The organism is Aliamphritea ceti, assembly GCF_024347215.1.
Classification (GTDB): Bacteria; Pseudomonadota; Gammaproteobacteria; order Pseudomonadales; family Balneatricaceae; genus Amphritea; species Amphritea ceti.
In genome coordinates this window covers 3677742-3701401 of record NZ_AP025282.1, presented here as the reverse complement: position 1 = coordinate 3701401, position 23660 = coordinate 3677742, and the positions used below count along the sequence as shown (strand labels likewise).

The following is a 23660-nucleotide window of genomic DNA, read 5'->3' as shown; positions in this document are numbered from 1 at the left end:
TTGATAGATAAGGGTTTGGTCGTTAGCGAGGGCTAACTATAAGCGTTAGCCCATTTGAGATTACAATCGTTAAAGTAGCCCGTCAGCTCTGACGGGCGATGATATTTGGCGGTAGTCCGGCTGATGATTCTCTCGCCTTTTTTAGCCCAATTCTTTTTAACATAAGAGTGGCTAGCCACATCGCGACTGCTGCTGCAAATAACCAGGGTAGGGCAAAGCCAGGGTTATTACTGATGTTGCTTAACTGATACATCACACTGGCCAGCCAGTAACCCAGAAAGCTGGACCATGCTACGACCACTCCTGCCCAGAATCGCCCTGATTCTCGTTTCATCGCGCCGATTACGGCGACGCAGGGAGTGTAGAGCAGTATTAACACCAGATAACAAAATGCAGCATAGTTGCTCGGGAACAGTTGCCGCATGGTACTGAGGCTTTGGTTACTGACGCCCTGATCATCGGCGCTGTCGCTGATAGCTGCCAGCCCCAGCGGATCCCCCAGCCCACCAAGCAAGCCGTAAGCATTATCCCGAATGGAGAGCAGTGCAGCACTTACCGTTTCGATAAAGCTGAATGCATCAGGCTCGACAGCGTTGTTGTCTGCTGCCGGATTGAGAGCGTTTTGATACAGCACATCCAGGCTGCCGACAACGGCTTCCTTGGCGAAGATGCCGGTAAATATACCGACAGTTGCCGGCCAGTTTTCTTCCTGTATGCCAATTGGGCTAAGCAGTGGTGTCAGAACTTTGCTGCTGTAGCTGAGTAACGAGTCTTTACTGCCCTGATTGCCGAAACTGCCGTCAGTGCCAATGGAGTTAATGACTGTGAGCAGAGCAACCATCAGTACAATGGTGCTGCCGGCGCGTTTAATGAAGCCGCTGAGGCGATGCCAGGTAGTGGCAATGATATTGCGCATAACCGGCAGATGGTAATGGGGCATTTCAGTATATGTAGCTGCGTTACTGCCGGGAAAAATGGTGCGTCTGAACAGCCAGCCGGTGAAAACCGCCACGACTATGCCAAGCAGATAAAGCAGGAAGACCATCAGGCTGGCCAGCTCAGCAAAGAAAGCTGCACTGAACAGAGCGTACACCGTGAGCCGGGCCCCGCATGACATAAAGGGTGCCATAGCAACAGTGAGCAGGCGGTCCTGTTCCCGGCTGAGGCTGCGGGATGCCATTACTGAAGGTACATTACAGCCGAAGCCAACGATCAGTGGTACAAAAGCACTGCCGGGTAAGCCAATGCCTGCCATCAGGCGGTCTACCACGAAAGCAGCCCTTGCCATGTAACCAGAGTCTTCCAGAATACTCAGGCACAAGTATAAGAAGCCAATGACCGGAATGAATGTACCGATCAACTGAATGCCACCGCCTATGCCATCGGCGAGAAGAGTTACCAGCCAGGCGGGTAACTGCCAGTAAGTGAGTAATTCTCCCAAGCCTGTGACGAGAATATCACCCAGCAAAATGTCGAAAAAATCGATAAAGACAGCGCCGAGATTAATCGCAAACACAAACAGCAAATACATCACCAGCAGAAAAATCGGTATTCCCAGCCAGCGATTCAGTGCCAGCCGGTCCAGCCTTTCGGTGACTGATGGCCGGCTGTGGAGCAGGGTTGAACTTGCCTGAACCTGTTCTCTGGCCCAGGTAAAATCTTCACTGATACTGGCGTCGTAATAGGTGGCGGTTGTTGAAGCGGGTGCCGGGCTCATTACTGTGGCTGATGAGGTTGCAGCGTCTGACGAGTTTTGGTGTAGCTTTTCGGCCAGTGTGGAAAGTAGCGCAGGAATGCCCTGAGCTTTGCTGGCAACCAGTGGAATAACCGGTACGCCTAAACGTGCTTCCAGGCGGGATATATCAATGTTTATACCCTGTTGGCTGGCGACATCCAGCATATTCAGGGCAACCACCATAGGTGTACCAGTATTCAGCAGCTGGCGGGTGAGCAATAAGTTGCGTTGCAGGTTAGAAGCATCGACAACATTGATCAGTAAATCGGCTTGTTGGCTGCGCAGGTAATCAACACTGATAGCTTCATCTATTCCCGGTGAATAATCGGCCTCTTTATGTATGGCATAGAGTCCGGGCAGGTCAATTAGCTCTGCTGCTTCCTGACCAAGCTGCAAGCTGCCAGATTTACGTTCAACGGTGACGCCTGCCCAGTTGCCAACAGTCTGACGTGCGCCTGTGAGGCAGTTGAAAAGGGTGGACTTACCGGCGTTAGGATTTCCGACCAGCGCGATAGTGGTAGTCATAACAGATCCACCTGAATTTGGCAGGCATCCTGCTTACGAATGCTCAGGTAAGTATTAATTACCCGAACCTGTATTGGATCGCCCAGTGGGGCTGTGTTCAGGTGCGTGACGGTTGCGCCAGGGCTGACACCCATCACTAACAGGGGATAGAAACTTTGCTGGTCGCCGGTGAAGCCGGTGATCTGCGCCGGGGTGTTTTGGGGGAGTTGATCCAGAGTCATATTCGGTCCTGCTTTATCGGAAGCATAAACAAGTAAAAATCTGTTTGTCACAGAGCTATTTCGCATCAAGATAAATTAAATGCATCTGAGAATGTTTAGCATTTATCAATTCTTGCAATTATTCGGTTAAAAAAATGTGAAATATCTCAAAGCTGAATCAGCTATGCGTGCTTTGCACGATTGAGCAGTGACTGGCGCCGAAGCTTCTACGTTTTTTTGACAAGGCCGGACTTAGGGTTGGCGGTGAACTTATGCAAGAGGACAGTTCTATGTTGATAAAACAATTAAAAAATAGCTTCGCCAGCGCAGTTGTTCTGGCGGTTTTTGTAAGTGTGCCGGCAGCCAGCGTAAATGCCGAAGAGGGTTTTCAGGGGGCAAAAGACTGGGTTTCCGGAGCACCGGATCAGCTGACGAAAGATAAGCGGTTGGAAAAGTACCTGCGCGGTTTTGATCAGCCAATGTGGGAGGTGGGTGAGCGTTATGACCGGATGGAACAGGCGCTGATCGATGAGAATTATGAACTGGCGCAGTATCACTGGAAAAAGATAAAAATCACCCTGGAAAACGGCCTGATGAAGCGTCCCGGACGACGGGCAAATGCTGAAGCAATTTTGCTTAACAGCACCTGGGCAAAAGTGAACGATGCGTTGGCAACTGAAGATCCGGCAATTGTTAAGGCGGGTTTTCAGCAGGCGAAGAATGCCTGTATGGCGTGCCATGCAGCAGAGCGGGTCGCTTATATGAATGACCATCCGTTATTTGTTCGTGATGGTTTTCTGGGTATGCAGTAAGCCATGTGTAGCTCAGGACATGCAGTTATAACAGCCGTTATATCAGCCATTAAAATCTAGGCAATTCACAGGTAAACGATAAAAAATGGATGGGCTGATCGCCATTACACTGGCGTTGTTACAGGGCATTACTGAGTTTCTGCCGATTTCAAGTTCCGCACATCTGATCCTGCCGGCATATTTATTTGGCTGGCCGGATCAGGGGCTAGCATTTGATGTGGCGTTGCACATGGGCACGCTGTCGGCAGTGGTTTGGTATTTCCGCGAGGATTTACTGAGGCTGACTTCTGCATGGCTTTCCAGCTGGGTGCCGGGGCAGTGTTTACCTTCTGATGACAGGCCAGCTGCCCGTATGGCCTGGTCGTTGCTGGTGGCCAGTGTTCCGGCAGGTTTGCTGGGCTTTTTTGCCGGGGACTTAATTGCACTCTACCTGCGCCGCCCGGAGGTAATTGCCATGACTACTTTGGGGTTTGCGGTATTACTGGGCTGGGCCGATTTACGCTGCCGTCAGATACGCGAGCTGGAAGATGTTGGTTTTCGGGAAGCTTTGTTAATCGGGTTGGCACAAGCGATGGCGCTGGTGCCGGGTACTTCCCGCTCGGGCATAACACTTACCGCCGGGCTGATGCTGGGCCTTACCCGTGAGGCAGCAGCACGGTATTCGTTTTTATTGTCGATACCGGTTATTGCCGCAGCCGGTATGTTGCAGGTTGTGAACCTGAGTCTGTCTGAATCGACTGTTGAATGGGGCATGCTTGGGCTGGGTGCTGGCGCTGCGTTTATCAGTGCTTATCTCTGTATTCGCTGTTTTTTAAAGCTGATCGAAAAAATGGGACTCTGGCCCTTTGTGTTATATCGCTTAGCGTTGGGAGGTGTGTTGATGTACCTGTTTGTAATCTGATGATTACTGTTTGATACCTAATTCTCTTAACCGCTTATACAGGGTATTACGGCTGATATTCAGGGCTTTAGCGGTGCGGGAAATGTTGCCCTGATGCAGGTTATATTGCTTCAGGGTTTCATCCAGCGGGTCGATGGCTGCTGCTGTCTGGTGAGCTGATGCCGATGCCGATGCTGAAGCTGAAGCTGAGGTTGAAATAAGCTCAGCTGCTGTCAGCACTGTGTCGGTTGCTACGGCTGCATCAGTAGCGGTGGCAGGGGACATCGGCTCGCTGCTCTTCAGATCTTCAAAGAAGTCGTCCGGTAAGTGCCAGGGTTTAATTTCGGTGGCATCTGCCATTAGCAGAGCAATCTGAATCACGTTACCCAACTGACGAAAGTTTCCCGGCCAGGGATGTTTGTCGAGCAACTGAATCACCTCTTCGGAGAGGAATCTTGGCTGGTGGTCTTCCCGCAAATCGGTATGTATCTGCTGGATAATTTGTACTTTGTCGGTGCGCTGACTCAATGGTGGATAGTCCAGCTTCAGGCCGCTGATGCGGTAATACAGGTCCTGCCGGAACAGGCCTGTATCGACCAGGTCTTTAAGGTTACTGTGGCTTGAGGCCAGCAGTTTAAAATCAATTGGGTGCCGGGTTTTACTGCCGCTGTGGTTAATGCTGCCTTCTTCAAGAATACGCAGGAAGCGGGCTTGCATATCCAGTGGCATATCACCAATTTCTTTAAGCAGCAGGGTGCCATTATCTGCTTGCTGAATCAGGCCGGGAACAGCCTCTTCTGTGTATTCATCTATATGGCCAAACAACTCTTCTTCAATGGTACTGCCGGAAAGCGAGGCGCAGTTAATAACAATGAAGGGCTGATTGCGTCGCTGGCTGGCACGGTGAAGGGCACGGCAAAACGATTCTTTTCCGGAAGCTGTCTCGCCCTGAATAAGCAGAGGAATATCCCGTTCCATAATGGTGCTGGCCATTTTTATGCAACGTTCGACTCTGGCATCACCATAGTTAATGCTTTGCCATGGAGATGCCTGCTCGGGTGGTTGATGTTGTTGCTGACGCTCACGAAAGTCCGGCGCAATGATAGGCGCCTGAGATGGCTTACGTACGTGGGCGTACATCTTATATTTGCCTAAAGCACTAATAGCGACAGGTATACCTTCAGGCTGATTCTTCAGCTCAAAGAGTGGAATGCCAAACACTTCTTCAACACTGAGCAGCGCCAGTTCATACCGTAATAGCATTTCTGCCCGGCGGTTCGCTGAGATAATGGTGCCTTCTTCGTTAAAGGCAATTAGCCCGACCCACTGGCTGTCGAGGTTATCGGTATGGGTATTGAAGGTCATCAGAAATTCGGTGTCGCCGAACTTACTGAAGATCAGCCGGTTTTCTACCGACTGTGACATCATTTTTACCATGCCCAGGGTATGTGCCTGGGGCAGGTAAGCATCGCTGGAAACGTCCAGCACCCCCATTAACTCGCGCTCGGTGTTATAGATAGGTGCCGCAGAACCAATCATGAAACGGTTGGATTTAAGAAAGTGTTCGTCCCGCTGAACCTGAACTGCCTGGCCTGTTTCCAGCGCGGTGCCAATGGCATTAGTACCATTCCTGCGTTCCAGCCAGCTGTTACCGTCACGGAAGTAAGGGCGTTTTTTTGAATCGATAAAACGGTTGTCACCCCAGCAGTTGAGTACCTGGCCTTCGCGGTCGGCAAGAATGATCAGGCAGCTGGAGTTATTCAGAATGTTTTCGTAGAAGGGCAGCACTTCGTGCCCGGTGGTATCAATCAGATAGTGATGCTTATCCTTCAGATGACTGATCTCGCCTTTAGCCAGGGCAAAGTCCGCCGGTGTGGCGTCCTGTTCCAGGCCGTAGCTGTCGCAACGCTGCCATGAGCTCTTAATGAGCAGGTCGTGGCCCAGGTTGCCGGGTTTCTGGTCGTTATCTTTCATCCGAAACGTATTATCTGAATGGATAAGGGAATGAGCTGTTTTAGCTGATCTTTACCGAATAGTAAACAAGTGCTTCAGGTGGTCGGTAAAGTGTTCAGAATATATGTTCAATACTGTTCAGGGTCAATGCTGAACTGAACACTGTGTTTCGGTGTTGAGTGATAATGTTCGATATTCTACATGGTGAATTTTGTGTTTTTAATTATATAAAACAATTAGTTATGTTTTATTTTGATTTTATTGTTGCTGATTTATTGCAGAAAATGACAGTATTCAGGTTCGAATTCGAACTAAGGCTGAATTCGCCATGCACTCCTGAGTAGACGGGCTGCATGTGGCAGATATTTTAATAACAATAAAGGCCGGTTTATGTCGCTTTGTTTGCAAAATGTTACCCGTGTTGTTGATGGCCACACCTATATTGACGACGCTAATCTGACATTAGAGCCCGGCTCTTTTAATGTCTTACTCGGGCGTACGCTGGCGGGAAAAACGTCACTGATGCGTCTGATGGCCGGTTTAGATAAACCCACTTCCGGTCAGATTCTTATGAATGGTGTGGATGTAACCGGCGTGCCGGTACAGAAGCGCAACATCTCCATGGTGTATCAGCAGTTTATTAATTATCCGAACTGGACTGTTTACGAGAATATCGCTTCGCCGCTGCGGCTGGAAAAAGTTTCAGCAGCAGACATTCGCCGTCGGGTGAATGAAACCGCAGAGATGCTGCATATTGAAGGGTTACTGCAGCGTCGCCCACTGGAGTTATCCGGTGGTCAGCAGCAGCGTACAGCAATGGCCCGGGCACTGGTTAAAGATGCCAGCCTGATTCTGTTCGATGAGCCACTGGTGAATCTCGATTACAAACTCCGTGAAGAGCTGCGCCAGGAAATTCGTGAGTTGCTTATCAGCCGTAATTCAATTGCTGTATACGCATCAACCGAGCCGAATGAAGCACTGGCGCTGGGCGGCACAACCACGCTGCTGCATGAGGGTAAGGTGATTCAGACCGGTGTTTCTTCAGATGTGTATCGCTATCCGGTGAATATCGATGCGGCTGAATTATTCAGCGAACCACCGATAAACCTGATTCGTGGTCAGGTTTCTGATGCAGAAGTGACCTTCGACAGCACCGTACATTTTCCACTTAACCAAGATATTCGGGGTTTAAAGCCCGGTGACTATTACTTCGGTGTACGCCCCAGTCATATTGGTTTGGTTCCCCATGGGGACGATGATCTGGAAGTGGCGGTGAAAGTTGAGATTGCTGAAATCAGTGGCTCGGAAACTTTCATGCATGTGCGTAATGATCATTTCAATTTAGTAGCCCAGCTTTCCGGGGTACATGAATACCGAACGGATACCTCCATCAAGGTGTATCTGCCTACTCATAAACTTTTTGTATTCAGTCTGGATGGCCGCATGTTGCAGGCGCCGGGCCGGATGTATACGGGGGAATAAGTCATGGCAGAAATACATCTTAAATCTCTGGCGCACAGCTATTCTGAGAATCCCAGAGGTCCGGGCGATTATGCCATTCGCGAAATGGATCATGTCTGGAAGCAGGGCGGTGCCTATGCATTGCTAGGACCTTCTGGCTGTGGCAAGAGCACCTTGCTGAACATTATTTCTGGCCTGCTATCGCCTTCCGATGGTGATGTGCTGTTTGATGGCAAGCGGGTAAATGATATTCCACCGGAAACCCGCAATATTGCACAGGTGTTTCAGTTTCCGGTGATCTACGACTCCATGACGGTGTTCGATAATCTGGCCTTTCCGCTGCGGAATATGAAAGTACCGGAAGCTAAAGTGCAGGCCAAAGTACTGGAGATTGCTGAGATTCTTGAGCTGCAGGACATGCTGAAGAACAAGGCAAAGAACCTCACGGCTGATGAGAAACAGAAAGTCTCAATGGGGCGTGGTTTAGTACGCGACGATGTCTCCGCCATTTTGTTTGATGAGCCGTTAACGGTGATCGATCCGCACCTGAAGTGGAAACTGCGCCGTAAGCTCAAGCAAATCCACGAGCAGTTCAATATCACTATGGTGTACGTCACCCACGATCAGCTGGAAGCCTCTACTTTCGCTGACAAAATCGCCGTTATGTACAACGGTCAGATCGTTCAGTTCGGTACGCCAAGAGAATTATTTGAGTCGCCTAATCACACCTTTGTGGGTTACTTCATTGGCAGCCCGGGTATGAACGTGGTTGAGGTTGAAAGGCACAACGGCGGGGTGATCTTCAACGGCGTGGATATTGCGCTGGAAGATGGTCTGGTGGATTTCCTCAATCAGATCCCGAGTAACAATCTCAAAGTAGGCATTCGTCCTGAATTTGTTCACGTGTCCAGTGAGTCTGTGCTGGGTGCTTATGAAGCAGAAATCTGTCACGTGGAAGATCTGGGTACTTATAAAATTCTGACCTTCAAACTGGGTGGCGCGGTGATGAAAGCCCGCCTGGATGAAGATCAGGAAATACCGTCAGACAAGGCGTATGTCAGCTTTCCTAAACAGTGGCTGAAGCTGTACGTCGACGAATACCTGGTGGAGGACACTTACGATGAATAAGGTTGAGAACAACAAGGCATGGTTACTGGTAATTCCGGTATTCCTGCTGGTGGCGTTCTCGGCGGTTATCCCTCTGATGACCGTAGTGAACTACTCCGTACAGGATATTTTCGACCAGAATAATGCTTACTTTGTGGGTGCGGAATGGTACCGGGAGGTACTTAATGATCCGCGCCTGCATGATTCTTTGCTACGCCAGTTCATTTTCTCCGGTTGTGTTCTGTTAATCGAAATTCCGTTAGGCATTGCAGTTGCGCTGATGATGCCGACACGGGGCTGGACTGCCTCGGCGACACTGATTTTGCTGGCGATTCCATTGCTGATTCCCTGGAACGTTATCGGCACGATCTGGCAGGTGTTTGGCCGGGCGGATATTGGCTTGTTTGGCTGGGCGCTGAACAGTATGGGCGTCGATTATAACTACGCCTCTAATCCTATGGATGCCTGGTTTACCGTGTTGCTGATGGATGTATGGCACTGGACTTCGCTGGTGGCTTTACTGTGCTACTCAGGTTTGCGGGCTATTCCGGAAGCTTACTATCAGGCGGCGCGTATCGACCGTGCATCTAACTGGGCTATTTTCCGTTATATCCAGTTGCCGAAGCTTAAGAGTGTACTGGTGATCGGCATTTTGCTGCGCTTTATGGACAGCTTCATGATCTATACCGAACCCTTCGTACTCACCGGTGGCGGACCGGGTAATTCGACGACCTTCCTGAGTCAGACCCTGACCCAGATGGCGATTGGTCAGTTTGATCTGGGGCCGGCGGCAGCCTTCTCATTAATCTACTTCCTGATTGTATTACTGGTGAGCTGGTTGTTCTTCACCACTATTACCCATCTGGATAAGGCGAAGTAGGGGATATAAGTATGAATTTCAGTCGTAAAAAGAAGTTGGGTATCAGCGCTTATATCCTGTTTGTTCTCTTGCCAATTTACTGGCTGCTGAACATGTCGTTCAAGAGTAACGCGGAGATTCTGGGTGATCTGACCTTCTGGCCAAAAGATTTCACCTTCGATAACTACGCGGTGATCTTCAGTGATCCGACCTGGTACATGGGTTACGTAAACTCCATGACCTATGTGTCACTTAACGTGATTATCACTTTGATGGTTGCCTTACCTGCCGCTTATGCCTTCAGCCGTTATAAGTTTGCCGGCGATAAGCAATTGTTCTTCTGGCTGCTGACCAACCGTATGGCACCACCGGCGGTTTTCCTGCTGCCGTTCTTCCAGCTGTATTCCTCTGTGGGTTTGTTTGATACCCATCTGGCGGTCGCGCTGGCGCACTGTTTATTTAACGTGCCACTGGCGGTCTGGATTCTGGAAGGTTTTATGTCTGGCGTGCCGCGTGAAATTGATGAAACTGCCTATATCGATGGTTATAGCTTTCATACCTTCTTTGTGAAGATCTTCCTGCCACTGATCCGGTCTGGTATTGGCGTGACAGCTTTCTTTGCCTTCATGTTCTCCTGGGTGGAGTTGTTGTTAGCAAGGACGCTGACTTCAGTTGAAGCCAAGCCTATCAGCGCCATTATGACCCGAACCATCGGGGCCTCGGGGATCGACTGGGGGGTACTGGCTGCGGCCGGGGTGCTGACCATTATTCCGGGTTTGCTGGTGATCTGGTTTGTTCGTAATCACGTTGCCAAGGGCTTCGCCCTGGGCCGGGTATAAGGAGACGGATTATGGAGAACATTATGACCATGAAACGCGACCTGACTTCGGGGTTTTCCAGAACCGGGCAACAGGCGAACGGGTTTGTTCGTAATCACGTAACTCATATGGCCAGGGGCTTCGCCCTGGGCCGGGTATAAGGAGACGGATTATGGAGAACATTATGACCATGAAACGCGACCTGACTTCGGGGTTTGCCAGAACCGGGCAACAGGCGAGCGGGTTTGTCCGTAATCACGTCACTCATATGTTCAGGGGCTTCGCCCCGGGCCGGGCAGAAGAGGAGGGTCTGTTATGAGTTGGATGGCATGGACTCTGCCGACGGCGATCTTTTTCGCCACTATTGCGGTGATTTTAATCGTGATGACGGTGTACGAAGTTAGATCTCCGTGTGTTGAGCGTAAAGGCTTTTTGCCGATTGAAACCTCACGGGGTGACCGCTTATTCATTGGTCTGCTGACCAGTGCTTATATTCATTTGCTATACGTCGGGTTAACGGAAATGACCCTGTGGATAGCCTTAGGTATTTCTTGCGTGTGGCTGTTCATAGTCATGCGCTGGGGGTAATTCATCTCTGCTGGGATGTTGAGTGAAGGGTTCTGTGTGCTGCTAGTGCGAGTCACAAGAACGGACTTTGCAATTAGGGGAAAGACGCACCGGTGACTGCGCAGTTAAAGGTGAGCCGGTAAATAAAGGAATCTGCGGTTAAGCTTGGGACTTAACCGTTAGCTTCCCTAAACCACAATCTTCATTTATGGGGTTGATCATGAAAAAAAATAATAACTGGCCGAAGCGACTGCTGTTAAGCGCAGCGATTTCCATGGCCACCATGGGAGTAGCACACGCTGATCAATACAGCGACGCAGCGCAAAAGTGGGTAGCTGATGAGTTTGGCCAGTCCACCTTAACCAAGGAGCAGCAGCTGGAAGAGCTGGCCTGGTTTGCGAAAGCGGCCGAACCTTTCCGTGGTATGACGATTAACGTCGCCTCTGAAACCATTGCGACTCATGAATATGAGTCCAAGGTTTTAGCAAAAGCCTTTACTGAACTGACTGGTATTAAGGTCGTGCATGACCTGATTCAGGAAGGGGATGTAGTTGAGAAGTTGCAGACGCAAATGCAGTCTGGCCGTAACATTTACGATGCTTATATCAACGACTCCGACCTGATTGGTACGCACTTCCGTTACGGTAAAGTATTCCCTGTTTCTGACATGATGGAGGGTGATGGTAAAGATTTCACCCTGCCAACACTGGACCTGAAAGACTTCATTGGTCTGGACTTCACAACTGGCCCTGACGGTAAGCTGTATCAGCTTCCGGATCAGCAGTTTGCTAACCTGTACTGGTTCCGTGCTGACTGGTTCGCCCGTGACGACCTGAAGAAGCAGTTTAAAGACATTTACGGCTATGAGCTGGGTGTGCCGAAGAACTGGTCTGCCTATGAAGACATTGCTGAGTTCTTTTCTAAGCACGTGAAGGAAATCGATGGTCAGCGTGTTTATGGCCACATGGATTACGGTAAGAAAGATCCATCCCTTGGTTGGCGTTTCACCGATGCATGGTTCTCCATGGCGGGTGCTGGCGATAAGAGCCTGCCAAACGGCTTCCCGGTTGATGAATGGGGTATCCGTGTAGAAGGCTGTCAGCCAGTGGGCTCAAGTGTTGCCCGTGGTGGTGCAACCAACGGCCCGGCAGCAGTATATGCAACATCTAAGTATGTGGACTGGCTGCGTGACTATGCGCCACCACAGGCACAGGGCATGACCTTCTCTGAAGCTGGTCCGGTTCCTGCGCAGGGTGCGATTGCACAGCAGATCTTTTGGTATACCGCATTCACCGCCAGCATGATCGAAGATGGCCTGCCGGTTGTAAACGAAGACGGTTCGCCAAAGTGGCGTATGGCACCTTCGCCGAAGGGACCGTACTGGGAAGAGGGCATGAAGCTGGGGTATCAGGATACCGGTTCATGGACCTTCATGAAGTCGACGCCGGATGACCGCCGTCTGGCTGCATGGTTATACGCACAGTTCACTGTGTCTAAAACTGTATCTCTGCAGAAGACACTGGTTGGCCTGACACCAATTCGTGAGTCTGATATTAACTCTCAGGCGATGACCGATGTAGCACCTAAGCTGGGTGGTTTGGTGGAATTCTACCGTAGCCCTGCACGTACTCAGTGGACCCCAACAGGTACCAACGTTCCGGATTATCCGAAACTGGCACAGCTGTGGTGGCAGTATATTGCTGAAGCTGCAAACGGTGAAAAAACGCCACAGAAAGCACTCGACGGTTTGGCAGCTGCACAGGATAAAGTCCTTAAGCGTCTGGAGCGTGCCGGTGTTCAGGGTGAATGTGGTCCTAAGCTGAATCCTAAGGTTGATCCGCAGGAGTGGCTGGCTAAACCAGGTTCACCAAAAGCTAAGCTAGCGAATGAAAAACCGCAGGGTGAAACGGTTGCATATGACGATCTGTTACAGAGCTGGAAGGATGCAGCGAAAGTAGCGAAGAACTAATCCGGAAATCTAAGCAGCCATGCTGCTTTACTGAAAGTCGCTACACAGCGGGTAGTCTGCCCGGCACCGCTGTGTAGCGCTCATGCTTTTGAACAATTGTTCAGTGCTTACCTGCCTACCTGGGGCGGGTAAGCATTTTTTTGTTGTGGCTTTATGTGGCTGATACAGGCTAGTCACTGATTTTCTGACATCGCAGCTGCAGGGTTTGGGCATTGCTCGTCAGCTATATCCATAACCTGATGCTGTAGTTCTTCGCTCAGACTAATCTCTGGATATTTTACCGTAAGTCCCTTAAAGCACTGTCTGGATGCATTAATAACCCCCATCATTTCGCCTTGTGCTGCTTCGAGAGCACTCATATCTCCAGATGCCTGAGCAGCGTTAAAGAGTTCCATCGCTTGTTGGACTTGAGCGTAAGGTGCTTCCAGGCAATCACAGACATCTTCCGCAGCTGCATTCAGGTCAGGTGTAGCCCATACGATGCTACAGAACGGTATAAAGGTACATGTTACTAAAAATTTACGCATTCCGGATCTCCTCTTTCAGGCATTAAAGATGGCATGCCGTAATCGTCCGGATTTTCCTTGCTAAGTAGCTCTAGTCCTAATAGCTCTAGTCCTAATAGCTCTAGTCCTAAAAGCTCTAGTTCTAAAAGCTTAGGCCTTAAACGTTTTAGTATTAAAAGGCTTTGCTACCAAGTTGTTTGGGGTCAGGGGCGAACACCTGTTGTGCCTCATTTATGCGTTATAGATGAGGTTTCACATTTCATTAAGAATGACATTGAGCAGCTCAATCTTGGATTTATTGCGATTACGTTTTTGCAGCCAATAATTATTGTAGATTGTATTGGTGATTTTGTTACGGCTGCGAAGAATAAGCACAGTGCTTACTTACGTAGGCTTTTGCCTCACTGCTAAGTATAAAAAGCTTAGCGGCAAGGCCTGACAATCCAGCAAGGAGCTGTCTATAGCGCCTTGTCCATTTGATCTGTCAGGTTTTGTAACTGTCTATTGTGAGGTCTTGATAATAAGAGCAGTGAGCATATAGCACCAAACAAAGCCCATCCCATATCGGACTGTGTATCCCAAACATAGCCCTGAGTACCCAGAAATGCTTCAGCACCTTCACCGGTCGCCAGAGCGACCCACCATTCAATTAATTCATAGAATGCGCTGAAGGCTAAGCAAACAGAAACTACAATCAGATTGCGCCACAGGTCACCGTTTACAACACGTTTACGAATCAGAATCTCTCTAGCTAATAAAGCCGGTACAAACCCCTGGAAAAAATGGCCTACTTTATCGTAATTATTTCGTTCTGCTCCGAATAAACCATCGAAGAATGGGACTTCTGCGTAAGTGTAATGTCCACCGACCATCAGTACTAAGCAGTGCAGTAATATAAAGAAATACAAAATAGGCGTAAGTCTGAAGGACTTGTAGGTGGCGGCCAACAGAGCGCCTCCGATCAGGGCTGGAACCACTTCAAGAAACCAGGTGAACTGATCTTTGGGGTTAATCCCGGACCAGATTAAAACCACTGTAAAGATAACTATTCCAAGGTATTTGATATCTGGATGCTCCGAATATTGGGGTGCAGTGCCCTTAGTTATTTAGGCTGAAAATCTATAGTTGTAGCGATTACTCTATCAATATACGGCTGTTATTTGATTTGCCTGGTCGCCAGTGTTACTAATTCTATTATTTGCTGAAGATCCGCTTCTTTTGTAAATCTTAGCTCTATCCATGCTGAGTTTGCTGTTCGTTTAGGATGGTTCTCAGAATTTCTGGGATGTTCTAGCTGTTCACTCGCAATGACTTTCTTTGTAAGACGAAGATCCAGCTCATCACCGGTATGAAAATGAGCAAACTCTTTGCCCTTAAACGAAAAAGAAGTGAATTCGCCGTTTCGCCCTTGAACTGTTTGATCAGTCACTGCAGGAATATCTAAAATCATATCTCTTAAATATTGTTTAAGTTTTGACATGTCTTTAGGCCTGAAAAATGTATGTGTACTCACTTAAATGGCGTAGCTTGCGCTGAAATAGTCATGTTAACAGTTCTATTTTATAGGCCTGTTATACGCGTTCATGTACAGTTTTTTTGTCAACTAGCTTTGTATTAAAGTAACTATCTAAAAGCGAATACACAAATCCAAAGTTTACATTTCCAATAGAGTGATGTGCGGCATGGTATCTTGTGTAGCGATTGAATATACCGCTTAAAAATATACGGTTATTAATTTGTAAATTGGAATGTATAACCATAGTGAATATGACACCAAGAATATGAAATGCGAAAATAACGCAAAGATGTACAGGGAATATCCACATAAAAACAGGTGCGCTCAGACTAATGAGTAATGCTTCTATTGGATGCACACTATAGGCACTCCAGGGCGTTGTTCGTACAGAGTAATGATGAACAGCATGTGGCTTTATAAATAGCTTGGTATGAAGCAAGCGATGAACAAAGTAAGAGTAGGTTTCATAAAAAATCGTAAATAAAAGTATCTCAATTGATAGTTGAATAATCGATTCAGGAGTTATGCCTGCAAATAATTTACGGGCTAGAAGGCTTACGAGTGAAAAAATTAAACATGAAATAATTCCATTTTTTATTTCTGTGATCTTTTGTCCTTTTTTCAAAGGATTATTGTTAATGTGTGTGCCTAATGAGCCATTGCCTATTATTGTGTTAGTAACAATGTCAATGAATGAAGCGGCTGTTATGTAAATCAATACGTTAGTAGCGAATGACATTGAAAATGCAATGTACCAACTTGTTTGAATCCAAAACTCAAACATAAAAATAATCGTTTGTGCTATATCTTCAAAACTCAAAGGATGCTCCTTAAATTATTGCGTCCATTTTAGGGGTGGAGCATTTTTTGATAAATTTTAAGAGAAGTTTAACTGTGCAAACTGTTAACGCTATTGCTTTAAATTCTGATTATATCGGATGCGGTTTATTTAGGTTTTTCCTCATGAATAAGCATACTTATGAACTTTTCAAACCGCTTTTTCCTGGTTTCTGCTTTCTTCGCACTTGTTAATCCGTGTGCGATGACATACTTATTCGATTTAGTGAGTGTTTCGAAAAAGCGTTTTGCTTTTGGCTCACTTTCAAGAGCTGCTAAGAAATCCGCCGGCACTTCTATTTCGCTTACCACATAGGCTTTTTCCCACCGGCCGTCTGCTTTAGCTGCATTAACATGCTCGAGTCCGGAGGCCATCATCCGACCCTCGTTTATCAAGCGTTCCGCATGATCAGTGTTTCTTTTAGACCAGTTACTGCGCGCTTTTCTTGGTGTAATCCGCTGGAGGTAAGCCTGATCATCTATGGACTTCTTGATGCCATCTATCCAACCCCAGCACAACGACTCAATCACTACATCATCCCAGGTCACACTCGGAATGCCTGTGTTTTTCTTAAAAATCTTTACCCACAGTTCATTTTCAATGGCGTGATTAGTTTTAAGCCACAGACTGAGTTCTTTAGGTGAGGTAAAGGTTATGATTTTCGCTGAATCGGGTTGGGGCATAAGATTACTCTTCGGTATAGCGCATAATTAACAGGCAAAAAATTGTTGGCAAAAACAAGTAATGGGCAAAGTGATTCTTAAATGCACTTATCCCGTTTTTTCCACCAAATGATTAGGTACACTGGAATACCTACAGCCCAATAATACAAACCAAATACAATAAAAGCGTAAAAGCTTTTAATAATTGGACCGAAAAAATACCACTCAACATAGTCATTTGTTTGAGATACGAACGGGGCTATATCCCAAAGCGGCATAGACAAGAAAACCATTGGAATATTTACAATAGGAATATGTAGCCAAATAATCGCTATAAAAGGCCAAATTAATGAGTATAAAGCTACTTTTTTATGCATTAGTTTGTTGTGTATCCTGTGTGTTTAACGCCTGAATTTAAGGTTGGTTTGGAGTGCCGCGGCAAATCAGCGTGACGGCATACGCTTGTTAAGGCCGAATTGTCGATAGCTGCAATGGAGACCATTTATACAAACGCGTTATTACAAAAACATTCTCCTATAAATTTGATTTTGCAGGGTTTTCTATCGATTTACCAGTGCTGGAACGTATCAGTTTCAGCCGTATCAAATGAAGTTGGCTAACAGAATTTCTCATAGCTCCCATATGAATTATCAAATTTACGGGTAAGGGCGCTGGGGATATTATCAGGAGAGCTTCGGCAAACAATAATAATCAGCCTGATGTATGACCCACGCCTATGAATCTGATATCTAAACCTGTGTACGTCAGTACGTCTGTTAATTCCCTGCCTTTACATGTGCCGTTGCTTTACCGTGACCGGGACTTACCGCCTGTTGAATCTAAAGGGGTGGTGATTCGACCTGCTTTTGGGAAAGACACAACAAAAGCTATGGTAGAGAGTAATGCCGTTGCTACGCCGCAATGGGTGCCGAAGGTGGCTGAGCAGGTGAGGGAGGTGGCATTTTTGCTCTTGCCCGGCACTGCTATGGCGTGTCTGAGCGCGGCCGTTGGGGTGTTGAATAATGCGAATAAGCTGGCAGAACAGACGCTTTATCGCTGGACGTTATGTAGCCGGGATGGTCTGGCAGTGATGTCGGATGAAGGTTTTGAAGTAGGTGTACAGCAGAGCATGCAGCGGCTTGATCCGGCACGGCTGGATAAGCTTGTTGTCTGTGGTGGGCAGGGATGTGATGACCCACAGTTGTTACGCTGGTTACGGCAGGCGGGAAATTTCAATTTAAGCATTGGTGCCTTCGGTGCGGGGAGTTATCCATTAGCGCGGGCCGGTTTGTTGGATGATTATGCCTGTACGACGCACTGGGAATACCTGGCGGCGATGCAGGAGGAGTATCCGCGATTGCTGCTTAACTCGCAGTTATATGTGGTAGATAAGAATCGCTTTAGCTGTGCTGGCGGCAGTGATGTGCAGGATTTATTACTGCATTTTGTCGGTGAAGATCATAGCCAGCAGCTTGCATTGGCAGTTTCTGATAAGTTGATTTGCCGTACCCGTTTATCCAGTGAGCCGCAACGCGGGGCTCATAGCAGCCAGCATTCTACTTATATGCCGCCTTGTTTGCAGGATGCAATTTTGCTGATGGAGTCGAATATAGAAGAGCCTTTATCGTTGCAGGAGATTTCAGACCTGTTGGGTATTTCACGGCGCCAGGTAGAACGGTTATTCCGGAAATATCTGGATAGTCAGCCGTCCCGCTATTATATGGAACTGAGACTAAACCGGGCCCGGGATCTACTGCAAAAAACCAGTAAGAGCATTACTGAAATTTCTATTGCCTGTGGTTTTTCCAGCACCTCTCATTTCAGTAAAAACGTCAAAGATCAGTTTGGCTGTTCGCCTAAGTTACTGGGGCGGCAACTGAAGCTGGCCAGTACGGAGTTTTGAATAGTTTTGATAAGTACTGGCTAAGAGGTTAGATGAATTATGTTTCGCCTCTGCCAGCCATTACTGAGCCTGTTTACCGGATCCAAAAAAGCCCCTTAGCTTTGCAGCTAAGGGGCTTTTTAATATTTGCTGCTTATTCCGGCAGAGGTCGGTTTTCTGCGCGGAAAGGGTGAGTTTCATAGGTGCCGAGGTTACGTACTTCTTTGGTGAAGAAGTCCAGTTCCTGCAAAGCGTAACGCATGAAACGCTCGTCTGGATGGCCTTCTACATCCAGGTGGAAACTGGCGCCTTTGGTGGCACCGCTGCCCATGTAACTTTCCAGCTTCACCATGTTGATGCCGTTAGTGGCGAAACCGCCCAGCGCTTTGTAGAGTGCCGCAGGAATATTACGCACAGTGAACATCAGCGAAGTGATGTAGGTTTTTTCTGTTTCCAGTGCTGGCATGCCCTGTTCTTTGGACAGAATCAGGAAGCGGGTAGTGTTGCCGTCGACATCCTGAAAATTTTCCTGCAGTACATCAAGGTCATACAGTTCTGCCGCCAGGCTGGAAGCAATGGATGCATGGGTTGGATCAGGGTTTTGTGATAATTCAAATGCAGAGCCGGCGGTATCCAGTCCGGCGATTTCTTCCAGTCCCAGGTTACGGATGTTGTCATGGCACTGGGCCAGCGCCTGAGGGTGGGACGAGATCGTTTTCAACTGATCAATGCTGGTACCTTTAATGCCCAGCAGGCAGTGATTAACCGGTTCGTAATGCTCGCCGATAATGTGTAGCTGAGTTTTAGGCATTAAACGGTAGATTTCTTCTACGCGGCCGGCGGTAGAGTTTTCCATCGGAATCATCGCCAGTTTAGCTTCGCCGCGTTCGACCATAAACATTGCATCTACAAAAGAGCCGCAGGCCTCGGCTGTCATGTTTGGATAAACATGTCGGCAGGACAAGTGAGAGTAAGCGCCTTCGACGCCCTGATAGGCAATAATGTTCGGCAATTGCGACATTTGGGATTCCGTTTCTTGTTTGTCTTCTGAAAATTAGGGCGCCAATTATGGCATAGATTACCGTGAGCTTACCTGTAATTTTGCTATTATGTGCGCCATTTTAGCCGGGGCTGTTACTGTTGCTCCGATGTATGACCATTCATATGGGAATAGACATGACCCCTGAGCGCCGCGATAAATTCATTGCTACTCTTAATCGCCGTCAGCCTGATCTGAGCCTGATTACTGACCAGGTGCATAAGGGCAGAAATATCGCGGCGCTGATTCGTACAGCTGACGCAGTTGGTATCGGCGAGATTCACAGTGTCGAGCCGAAGGAAGGTTACCGGTTTCGTGGGACCACTCAGGGCAGTGACCGTTGGGTGAAGAACGTTTTGCATGCGGACTGTGAGTCGGCTATTTGCAGTGTTAAAGCCCAGGGGATGAAAGTCTATGCAGCACATTTTTCTGACCGGGCAGTGGATTACCGAAGCCTTGATTACACCAAGCCCTGCGCATTTCTTATGGGGTCTGAAAAAGAAGGTGTCAGTGATGAGGCTGCAGCGCTGGCTGATGAGCATATTCTGATACCTATGATGGGCATGGTGGCGTCACTGAATGTCTCTACCGCAGCAGGTATTATTCTTATTGAAGCACAGAATCAGCGCATGCAGGCAGGGTTGTATGATGCGCCGCGAATGCCGGCTGCAGAATTCAATGACACCCTGTTTGCCTGGGGTTATGGTGATCTGGCGAAGTATTGTCATGACAAAGGTCTGGAGTACCCTCCGGTGAATGAGGCTTTTGAATTGCTGAATCCGTCGGACTGGTACGAGCAGGTTCGGCTGGGTGAAGCGCCACTGCGACAGTGGTAGTCTGTTACTGAACGGCGGAGTCTTTGTTGTGGTAACTGTTTTCAGGGAGGCGGGATATGATTGCAGACAGTGTATTAGCTAAAGCGTCCGTACCCCGGCGACGCTCTGGGCGTACCGTCGCATTTGTTGTTCTGGTGGTACTGATATCAGCATTGCTGACATTGCAAATGAACCGTTATGCCCGGGACTGGGGGACGGTTGAGTTACGACTTGCCGGCGAAGATAAGTTGCTAACGCTGGTTAGTCAGTTTCGTAATGGGCTTAACGAATACCGCTATTTACCTTTTCTTATTTCTCAGAGCCGCGACGTGCAGAATCTGTTGCGCAGTGCTTCATCCCATAAAATTACTGCGGTTAGCCGTTATCTTGAACAGATCAATCTGGTTGCCGGTTCCACGGCACTTTTCGTGCTGGATACGTATGGCAATGTTCAGGCATTGAGCCATTGGCGAGATGATACTGAGGCTTACCGAACACAGGCTGATCAGCTGTACTTCCAGCAGGCGAAAAAAGGTTTGCAGGGGGTATCAATGTCGCCGGATGATGAAGCGGCAGTTTATCTTTCGGCCCCCATTTATGAACGTCAGCAATTTGCCGGAGCGGCGGTGGTACGGATTGATCTTGAACAGTTGCGTTCCGGTTTACCATTACACAGCGAATTTGTGGTGAGTAACCAGCAGGAAGTATTGCTGGCGGCTAACAGTGACTGGACAGGCCGGGCACTGGGAGATGTGCTGACCGCTAAAGAATTACGCCAGTTAAGCGATGGTTCCAGTGTTGAACTGCGTAATTTACCGGGTCGGGGTGATGTGCTGGTGCAGTCGGTGGTTCTGGATGATCTGGGCTGGACCTTTACCGTTATTACCCCGCTACAGTCGGTTATCAGTGACAGCCGTACAGTGGCTAACTATACGTTGGCGGCTTGTGTCGCGTTGTTTTTACTTGGGTTGTTATTGCGGGAACGGCACTTAAAGAATCAGTCTCGTCAGGAAACCCGGTTAGCCCTGCAGCAGGCGAATGATCAGCTGGAGCACAAGGTACAGCAGCGTACAGAAGCATTGCAGGAAGCGCAGGCTGAACTGGTACAGGCGGAAAAACTGGCCGCGCTGGGACGAATGTCTTCCGTGCTGGTGCATGAACTGAATCAACCGCTGACGGCGATGCGTACTTATGTATCAATCGCCCGACACCGATTGCTGCAGCTACAGGGTAAAGAACAGGAATCGCAGGATACAGCAGCGTTACAGGGTAATTTTGATTTAATAGAAACCCTGACCGAGCGGATGTCGGCGATGACCCGGCAGCTGAAAGTGTTTGCCTTCAAAAAACCTGAGCAGCTGGCCCCTATTGATCCGTTGCAGGTGCTGGATCAGGTAGTGGCGACGATGGCTGGCCGTTGTCAAAAAGAGGCTATTCAGCTGGAATGGCAGCGGCCGGATTTCCAGGTAAAAGTTGCTGCAGACAGTCCACGTCTGGAGCAGGTCTTTCTGAATTTAATGAACAACGCTTGTGATGCAATGCTTTCACAGGCTGAGGGGCAGAAGCGTTTGTCACTGCACATGCAGACGGATGCTGATAACCGGGTAAGCTTTACCGTCAGAGATACGGGGCCTGGTTTTAATGATGAGACCGCTGCGCATTTATTTGAGCCTTTCTTCACCACTAAGTCGATAGGCGAAGGGCTGGGACTGGGGCTGGCGATTGTGCATTCAATTTGCCGTGATCTGAATGGTGAGATTCAGGCTGCTAATACAGATACCGGTGCTGAGTTCAGGGTTGTATTACCTTTGTACGAAATGGTTTAACTGAGATTGCCGTCACTACTGAATAGCCGCCCATGAATAACAGGAAATAACTGATGTGGATTAATGCCGGAGATTATACATATGCAAGGTAAGGTTCTGCTGGTCGATGATGATGAACTGATTCGCCATTCTACCGAGCAATGGCTGAGCATGGCTGGTTTTGAGGTCACCATGTGCGAGACCGCTGAACAGGTTTTGCCTTATCTGGATAAAACTTTCCCCGGAGTACTTATCAGTGATGTAAAAATGCCGGGTATGGACGGGTTAGAGTTACTGGCTCACGCACAACAGTGTGACCCTGAGCTTCCGGTGATTCTGATTACCGGGCACGGTGATATCGATATGGCCCTAAGCGCGATGCGCAACGGTGCTTACGACTTTATTGAAAAACCTTTTGTTCCAGAACGTTTAGTCGAGAATATTAACCGTGCCTGTGAAAAAAGACGCCTCACTATTGAGAACTTACGCTTACAGGAAAATCTGGCGTCGCAGTCGGGTATTGATGCCAAGCTGATCGGTATTTCACCGGCTATTCAGCGATTAAAACGGGATATTCTTAAGTACGCAGTTCTGGATACCAATGTCATTATTTATGGTGAAACCGGTACCGGTAAGGAGCTGGTTGCCCAGTGTCTGCATGAATACAGCGGTCGGCGATGTAGTGGTTTTGTGCCGCTGAACTGTGGTGCCGTACCGGAAAATCTGATTGAAAGTGAGCTTTTCGGTCATCAGGCAGGTGCGTTTACCGGTGCTAATAAGCGCCGGATCGGTAAGTTTGAGTATGCTGACAAAGGCACGCTGTTTCTGGATGAAATAGAGAGTATGTCGGCGGCATTACAGGTGAAGATTCTGCGGGCGCTGCAAGAAGGGCAGGTCGAGCCGGTGGGCAGTAACCGGCCAGTGGACGTTGATTTACGGGTGGTAGCTGCTTCGAAAACTGATTTGCGTACTGAAGAAGGTTTTCGGGAAGATTTGTTTTATCGCCTGAATGTATCTGCCTTACGTTTACCACCGCTGCGGGAACGGGAGGAGGATATTCCTCTGCTGTTTGAGCACTATGCCCGTAAAGCTGCGCAACAGCATGACTGTGAACTGCGCCGGTTTACCCAGCAGGATGTTGATAATATGCAGGCTTATAGCTGGCCTGGTAATGTTCGTGAGCTGAAAAATGCTGCCGTTCGTTATGCCTTGGATGGTGAGTTATCTCTGGCGGATGTACTGTTTCCTCAGGAAGAGTTTCTGGGTAATAGTGATGAGATTAACGGTTTATCGCTGGGTGCACAGGTTGCTAACTTTGAAAGCCAGATTATTCGTGCGGCTCTGACTGCTCACAAAGGCAATATTGCAGCAGTGATGGAACAGCTTGAATTGCCACGGCGTACGCTTAATCAAAAAATGGTGAAGTACGATATTAACCGTTGTGATTACACCTGATTCTCTGACCTGTTTGGTTGGTATAAATATAAATACAATAGGCAAAAAACAGCTCATTCTGCCTGGTTGGTGTATTAGCAGAGATAAAAACGGCGATTAAAGCCTCTGTGATTTTGCTGTTCTGTGCTGCAAACAGGTTTTAAAAGCGAATAGTCTGTCTGAATAGGCTGTTTTTTGCTTATGAATAGATATCAGATAAGCAACTTCTTGCTTATTCAGAGTTTTTTTATAGTAAGGTTTATTGAGTATTTTTATT

At 48.2% G+C, this 23660-nt stretch carries 23 protein-coding genes; 14 read left to right on the top strand and 9 right to left on the bottom strand.

The features are described from left to right. Positions 1 to 82 precede the first annotated feature (82 nt). The gene (feoB, locus tag OCU49_RS16930; protein WP_261841735.1) at positions 83 to 2260 is read right to left on the bottom strand and encodes a ferrous iron transport protein B; all 2178 of its coding nucleotides are present in this window, start codon (positions 2258 to 2260) and stop codon (positions 83 to 85) included. After that, entirely contained in the window at positions 2257 to 2481 is a 225-nt protein-coding gene (locus OCU49_RS16925) for a FeoA family protein (protein ID WP_261841734.1), read from the bottom strand. Before OCU49_RS16925 ends, feoB begins: the two co-directional genes overlap by 4 nt. Positions 2482 to 2750: 269 nt before the next feature. On the opposite strand from OCU49_RS16925, the gene OCU49_RS16920 reads away from it, so the two are divergent. Together OCU49_RS16920 and OCU49_RS16915 are read left to right on the top strand one after the other, a co-directional pair. Beyond that, entirely contained in the window at positions 2751 to 3272 is a 522-nt protein-coding gene (locus OCU49_RS16920) for a hypothetical protein (RefSeq protein ID WP_261841733.1), read from the top strand. An 85-nt stretch (positions 3273 to 3357) separates the two neighbouring features. After that, positions 3358 to 4173 carry an undecaprenyl-diphosphate phosphatase gene (locus OCU49_RS16915; protein WP_261841732.1) on the top strand — a complete coding sequence of 272 codons (816 nt, stop codon included), beginning with the start codon at positions 3358 to 3360 and terminating at the stop codon, positions 4171 to 4173. Between the two features lie 3 nt (positions 4174 to 4176). Here the strand turns inward: OCU49_RS16915 and OCU49_RS16910 are convergent, their stop codons facing one another. Beyond that, positions 4177 to 6126, bottom strand: a complete 1950-nt coding sequence (locus OCU49_RS16910; RefSeq protein WP_261841731.1) for a sigma-54-dependent Fis family transcriptional regulator — start codon at positions 6124 to 6126, stop codon at positions 4177 to 4179. A 369-nt stretch (positions 6127 to 6495) separates the two neighbouring features. Between OCU49_RS16910 and OCU49_RS16905 the strand changes: the two genes are divergently transcribed. From OCU49_RS16905 to OCU49_RS16870, 8 genes are all read left to right on the top strand, one after another. Continuing rightward, positions 6496 to 7587, top strand: a complete 1092-nt coding sequence (locus tag OCU49_RS16905; RefSeq protein ID WP_261841730.1) for an ABC transporter ATP-binding protein — start codon at positions 6496 to 6498, stop codon at positions 7585 to 7587. Between the two features lie 3 nt (positions 7588 to 7590). Beyond that, positions 7591 to 8694, top strand: a complete 1104-nt coding sequence (locus tag OCU49_RS16900) for an ABC transporter ATP-binding protein (protein WP_261841729.1) — start codon at positions 7591 to 7593, stop codon at positions 8692 to 8694. Continuing rightward, entirely contained in the window at positions 8687 to 9553 is an 867-nt protein-coding gene (locus OCU49_RS16895) for a carbohydrate ABC transporter permease (protein WP_261841728.1), read from the top strand. The genes OCU49_RS16900 and OCU49_RS16895 overlap by 8 nt, the downstream gene beginning before the upstream one ends. An 11-nt stretch (positions 9554 to 9564) precedes the next feature. Further along, complete coding sequence (locus OCU49_RS16890; RefSeq protein ID WP_261841727.1) at positions 9565 to 10371, top strand: carbohydrate ABC transporter permease; 807 nt, start codon at positions 9565 to 9567, stop codon at positions 10369 to 10371. A gap of 11 nt (positions 10372 to 10382) precedes the next feature. Next, positions 10383 to 10511, top strand: a complete 129-nt coding sequence (locus OCU49_RS16885; RefSeq protein WP_261841726.1) for a hypothetical protein — start codon at positions 10383 to 10385, stop codon at positions 10509 to 10511. A gap of 23 nt (positions 10512 to 10534) precedes the next feature. Then, a complete protein-coding gene (locus OCU49_RS16880) occupies positions 10535 to 10669 on the top strand; it encodes a hypothetical protein (protein WP_261841725.1) in 135 nt (44 codons plus the stop codon). Next, positions 10666 to 10938, top strand: a complete 273-nt coding sequence (locus OCU49_RS16875; protein ID WP_261841724.1) for a DUF2160 domain-containing protein — start codon at positions 10666 to 10668, stop codon at positions 10936 to 10938. Before OCU49_RS16880 ends, OCU49_RS16875 begins: the two co-directional genes overlap by 4 nt. Before the next feature lie 199 nt (positions 10939 to 11137). Continuing rightward, positions 11138 to 12886: an ABC transporter substrate-binding protein gene (locus tag OCU49_RS16870; RefSeq protein WP_261841723.1), complete on the top strand. Its 1749-nt coding sequence runs from the start codon at positions 11138 to 11140 to the stop codon at positions 12884 to 12886. Between the two features lie 173 nt (positions 12887 to 13059). On the opposite strand, the gene OCU49_RS16865 is transcribed toward OCU49_RS16870, so the two are convergent. The 5 genes from OCU49_RS16865 to OCU49_RS16845 all read right to left on the bottom strand — a co-directional run bounded on the left by OCU49_RS16865 (position 13060) and on the right by OCU49_RS16845 (position 16429). Continuing rightward, a complete protein-coding gene (locus OCU49_RS16865) occupies positions 13060 to 13413 on the bottom strand; it encodes a hypothetical protein (protein ID WP_261841722.1) in 354 nt (117 codons plus the stop codon). A 437-nt stretch (positions 13414 to 13850) separates the two neighbouring features. Then, complete coding sequence (locus OCU49_RS16860) at positions 13851 to 14435, bottom strand: DUF2238 domain-containing protein (protein ID WP_512699312.1); 585 nt, start codon at positions 14433 to 14435, stop codon at positions 13851 to 13853. A 113-nt stretch (positions 14436 to 14548) separates the two neighbouring features. Further along, positions 14549 to 14872: a luciferase domain-containing protein gene (locus tag OCU49_RS16855; protein WP_261841720.1), complete on the bottom strand. Its 324-nt coding sequence runs from the start codon at positions 14870 to 14872 to the stop codon at positions 14549 to 14551. Between the two features lie 91 nt (positions 14873 to 14963). Next, the gene (locus OCU49_RS16850) at positions 14964 to 15728 is read right to left on the bottom strand and encodes a sterol desaturase family protein (RefSeq protein WP_261841719.1); all 765 of its coding nucleotides are present in this window, start codon (positions 15726 to 15728) and stop codon (positions 14964 to 14966) included. A gap of 125 nt (positions 15729 to 15853) precedes the next feature. Beyond that, positions 15854 to 16429 carry a YdeI/OmpD-associated family protein gene (locus tag OCU49_RS16845; RefSeq protein ID WP_261841718.1) on the bottom strand — a complete coding sequence of 192 codons (576 nt, stop codon included), beginning with the start codon at positions 16427 to 16429 and terminating at the stop codon, positions 15854 to 15856. A gap of 715 nt (positions 16430 to 17144) precedes the next feature. Between OCU49_RS16845 and OCU49_RS16840 the strand changes: the two genes are divergently transcribed. After that, the gene (locus tag OCU49_RS16840; RefSeq protein ID WP_261841717.1) at positions 17145 to 18311 is read left to right on the top strand and encodes a GlxA family transcriptional regulator; all 1167 of its coding nucleotides are present in this window, start codon (positions 17145 to 17147) and stop codon (positions 18309 to 18311) included. Between the two features lie 133 nt (positions 18312 to 18444). Here the strand turns inward: OCU49_RS16840 and OCU49_RS16835 are convergent, their stop codons facing one another. Beyond that, positions 18445 to 19311, bottom strand: coding sequence for a prephenate dehydratase (locus tag OCU49_RS16835; RefSeq protein ID WP_261841716.1), 867 nt, complete (start codon positions 19309 to 19311; stop codon positions 18445 to 18447). A gap of 131 nt (positions 19312 to 19442) precedes the next feature. On the opposite strand from OCU49_RS16835, the gene trmH reads away from it, so the two are divergent. The 3 genes from trmH to OCU49_RS16820 all read left to right on the top strand — a co-directional run bounded on the left by trmH (position 19443) and on the right by OCU49_RS16820 (position 23404). Continuing rightward, positions 19443 to 20165, top strand: a complete 723-nt coding sequence (gene trmH, locus OCU49_RS16830) for a tRNA (guanosine(18)-2'-O)-methyltransferase TrmH (protein ID WP_261841715.1) — start codon at positions 19443 to 19445, stop codon at positions 20163 to 20165. Positions 20166 to 20221: 56 nt separating this feature from the next. Further along, positions 20222 to 21970, top strand: a complete 1749-nt coding sequence (locus tag OCU49_RS16825; RefSeq protein WP_261841714.1) for a sensor histidine kinase — start codon at positions 20222 to 20224, stop codon at positions 21968 to 21970. An 81-nt stretch (positions 21971 to 22051) separates the two neighbouring features. Beyond that, a complete protein-coding gene (locus OCU49_RS16820; protein WP_261841713.1) occupies positions 22052 to 23404 on the top strand; it encodes a sigma-54-dependent transcriptional regulator in 1353 nt (450 codons plus the stop codon). The last annotated feature ends 256 nt before the right edge of the window (positions 23405 to 23660 follow it).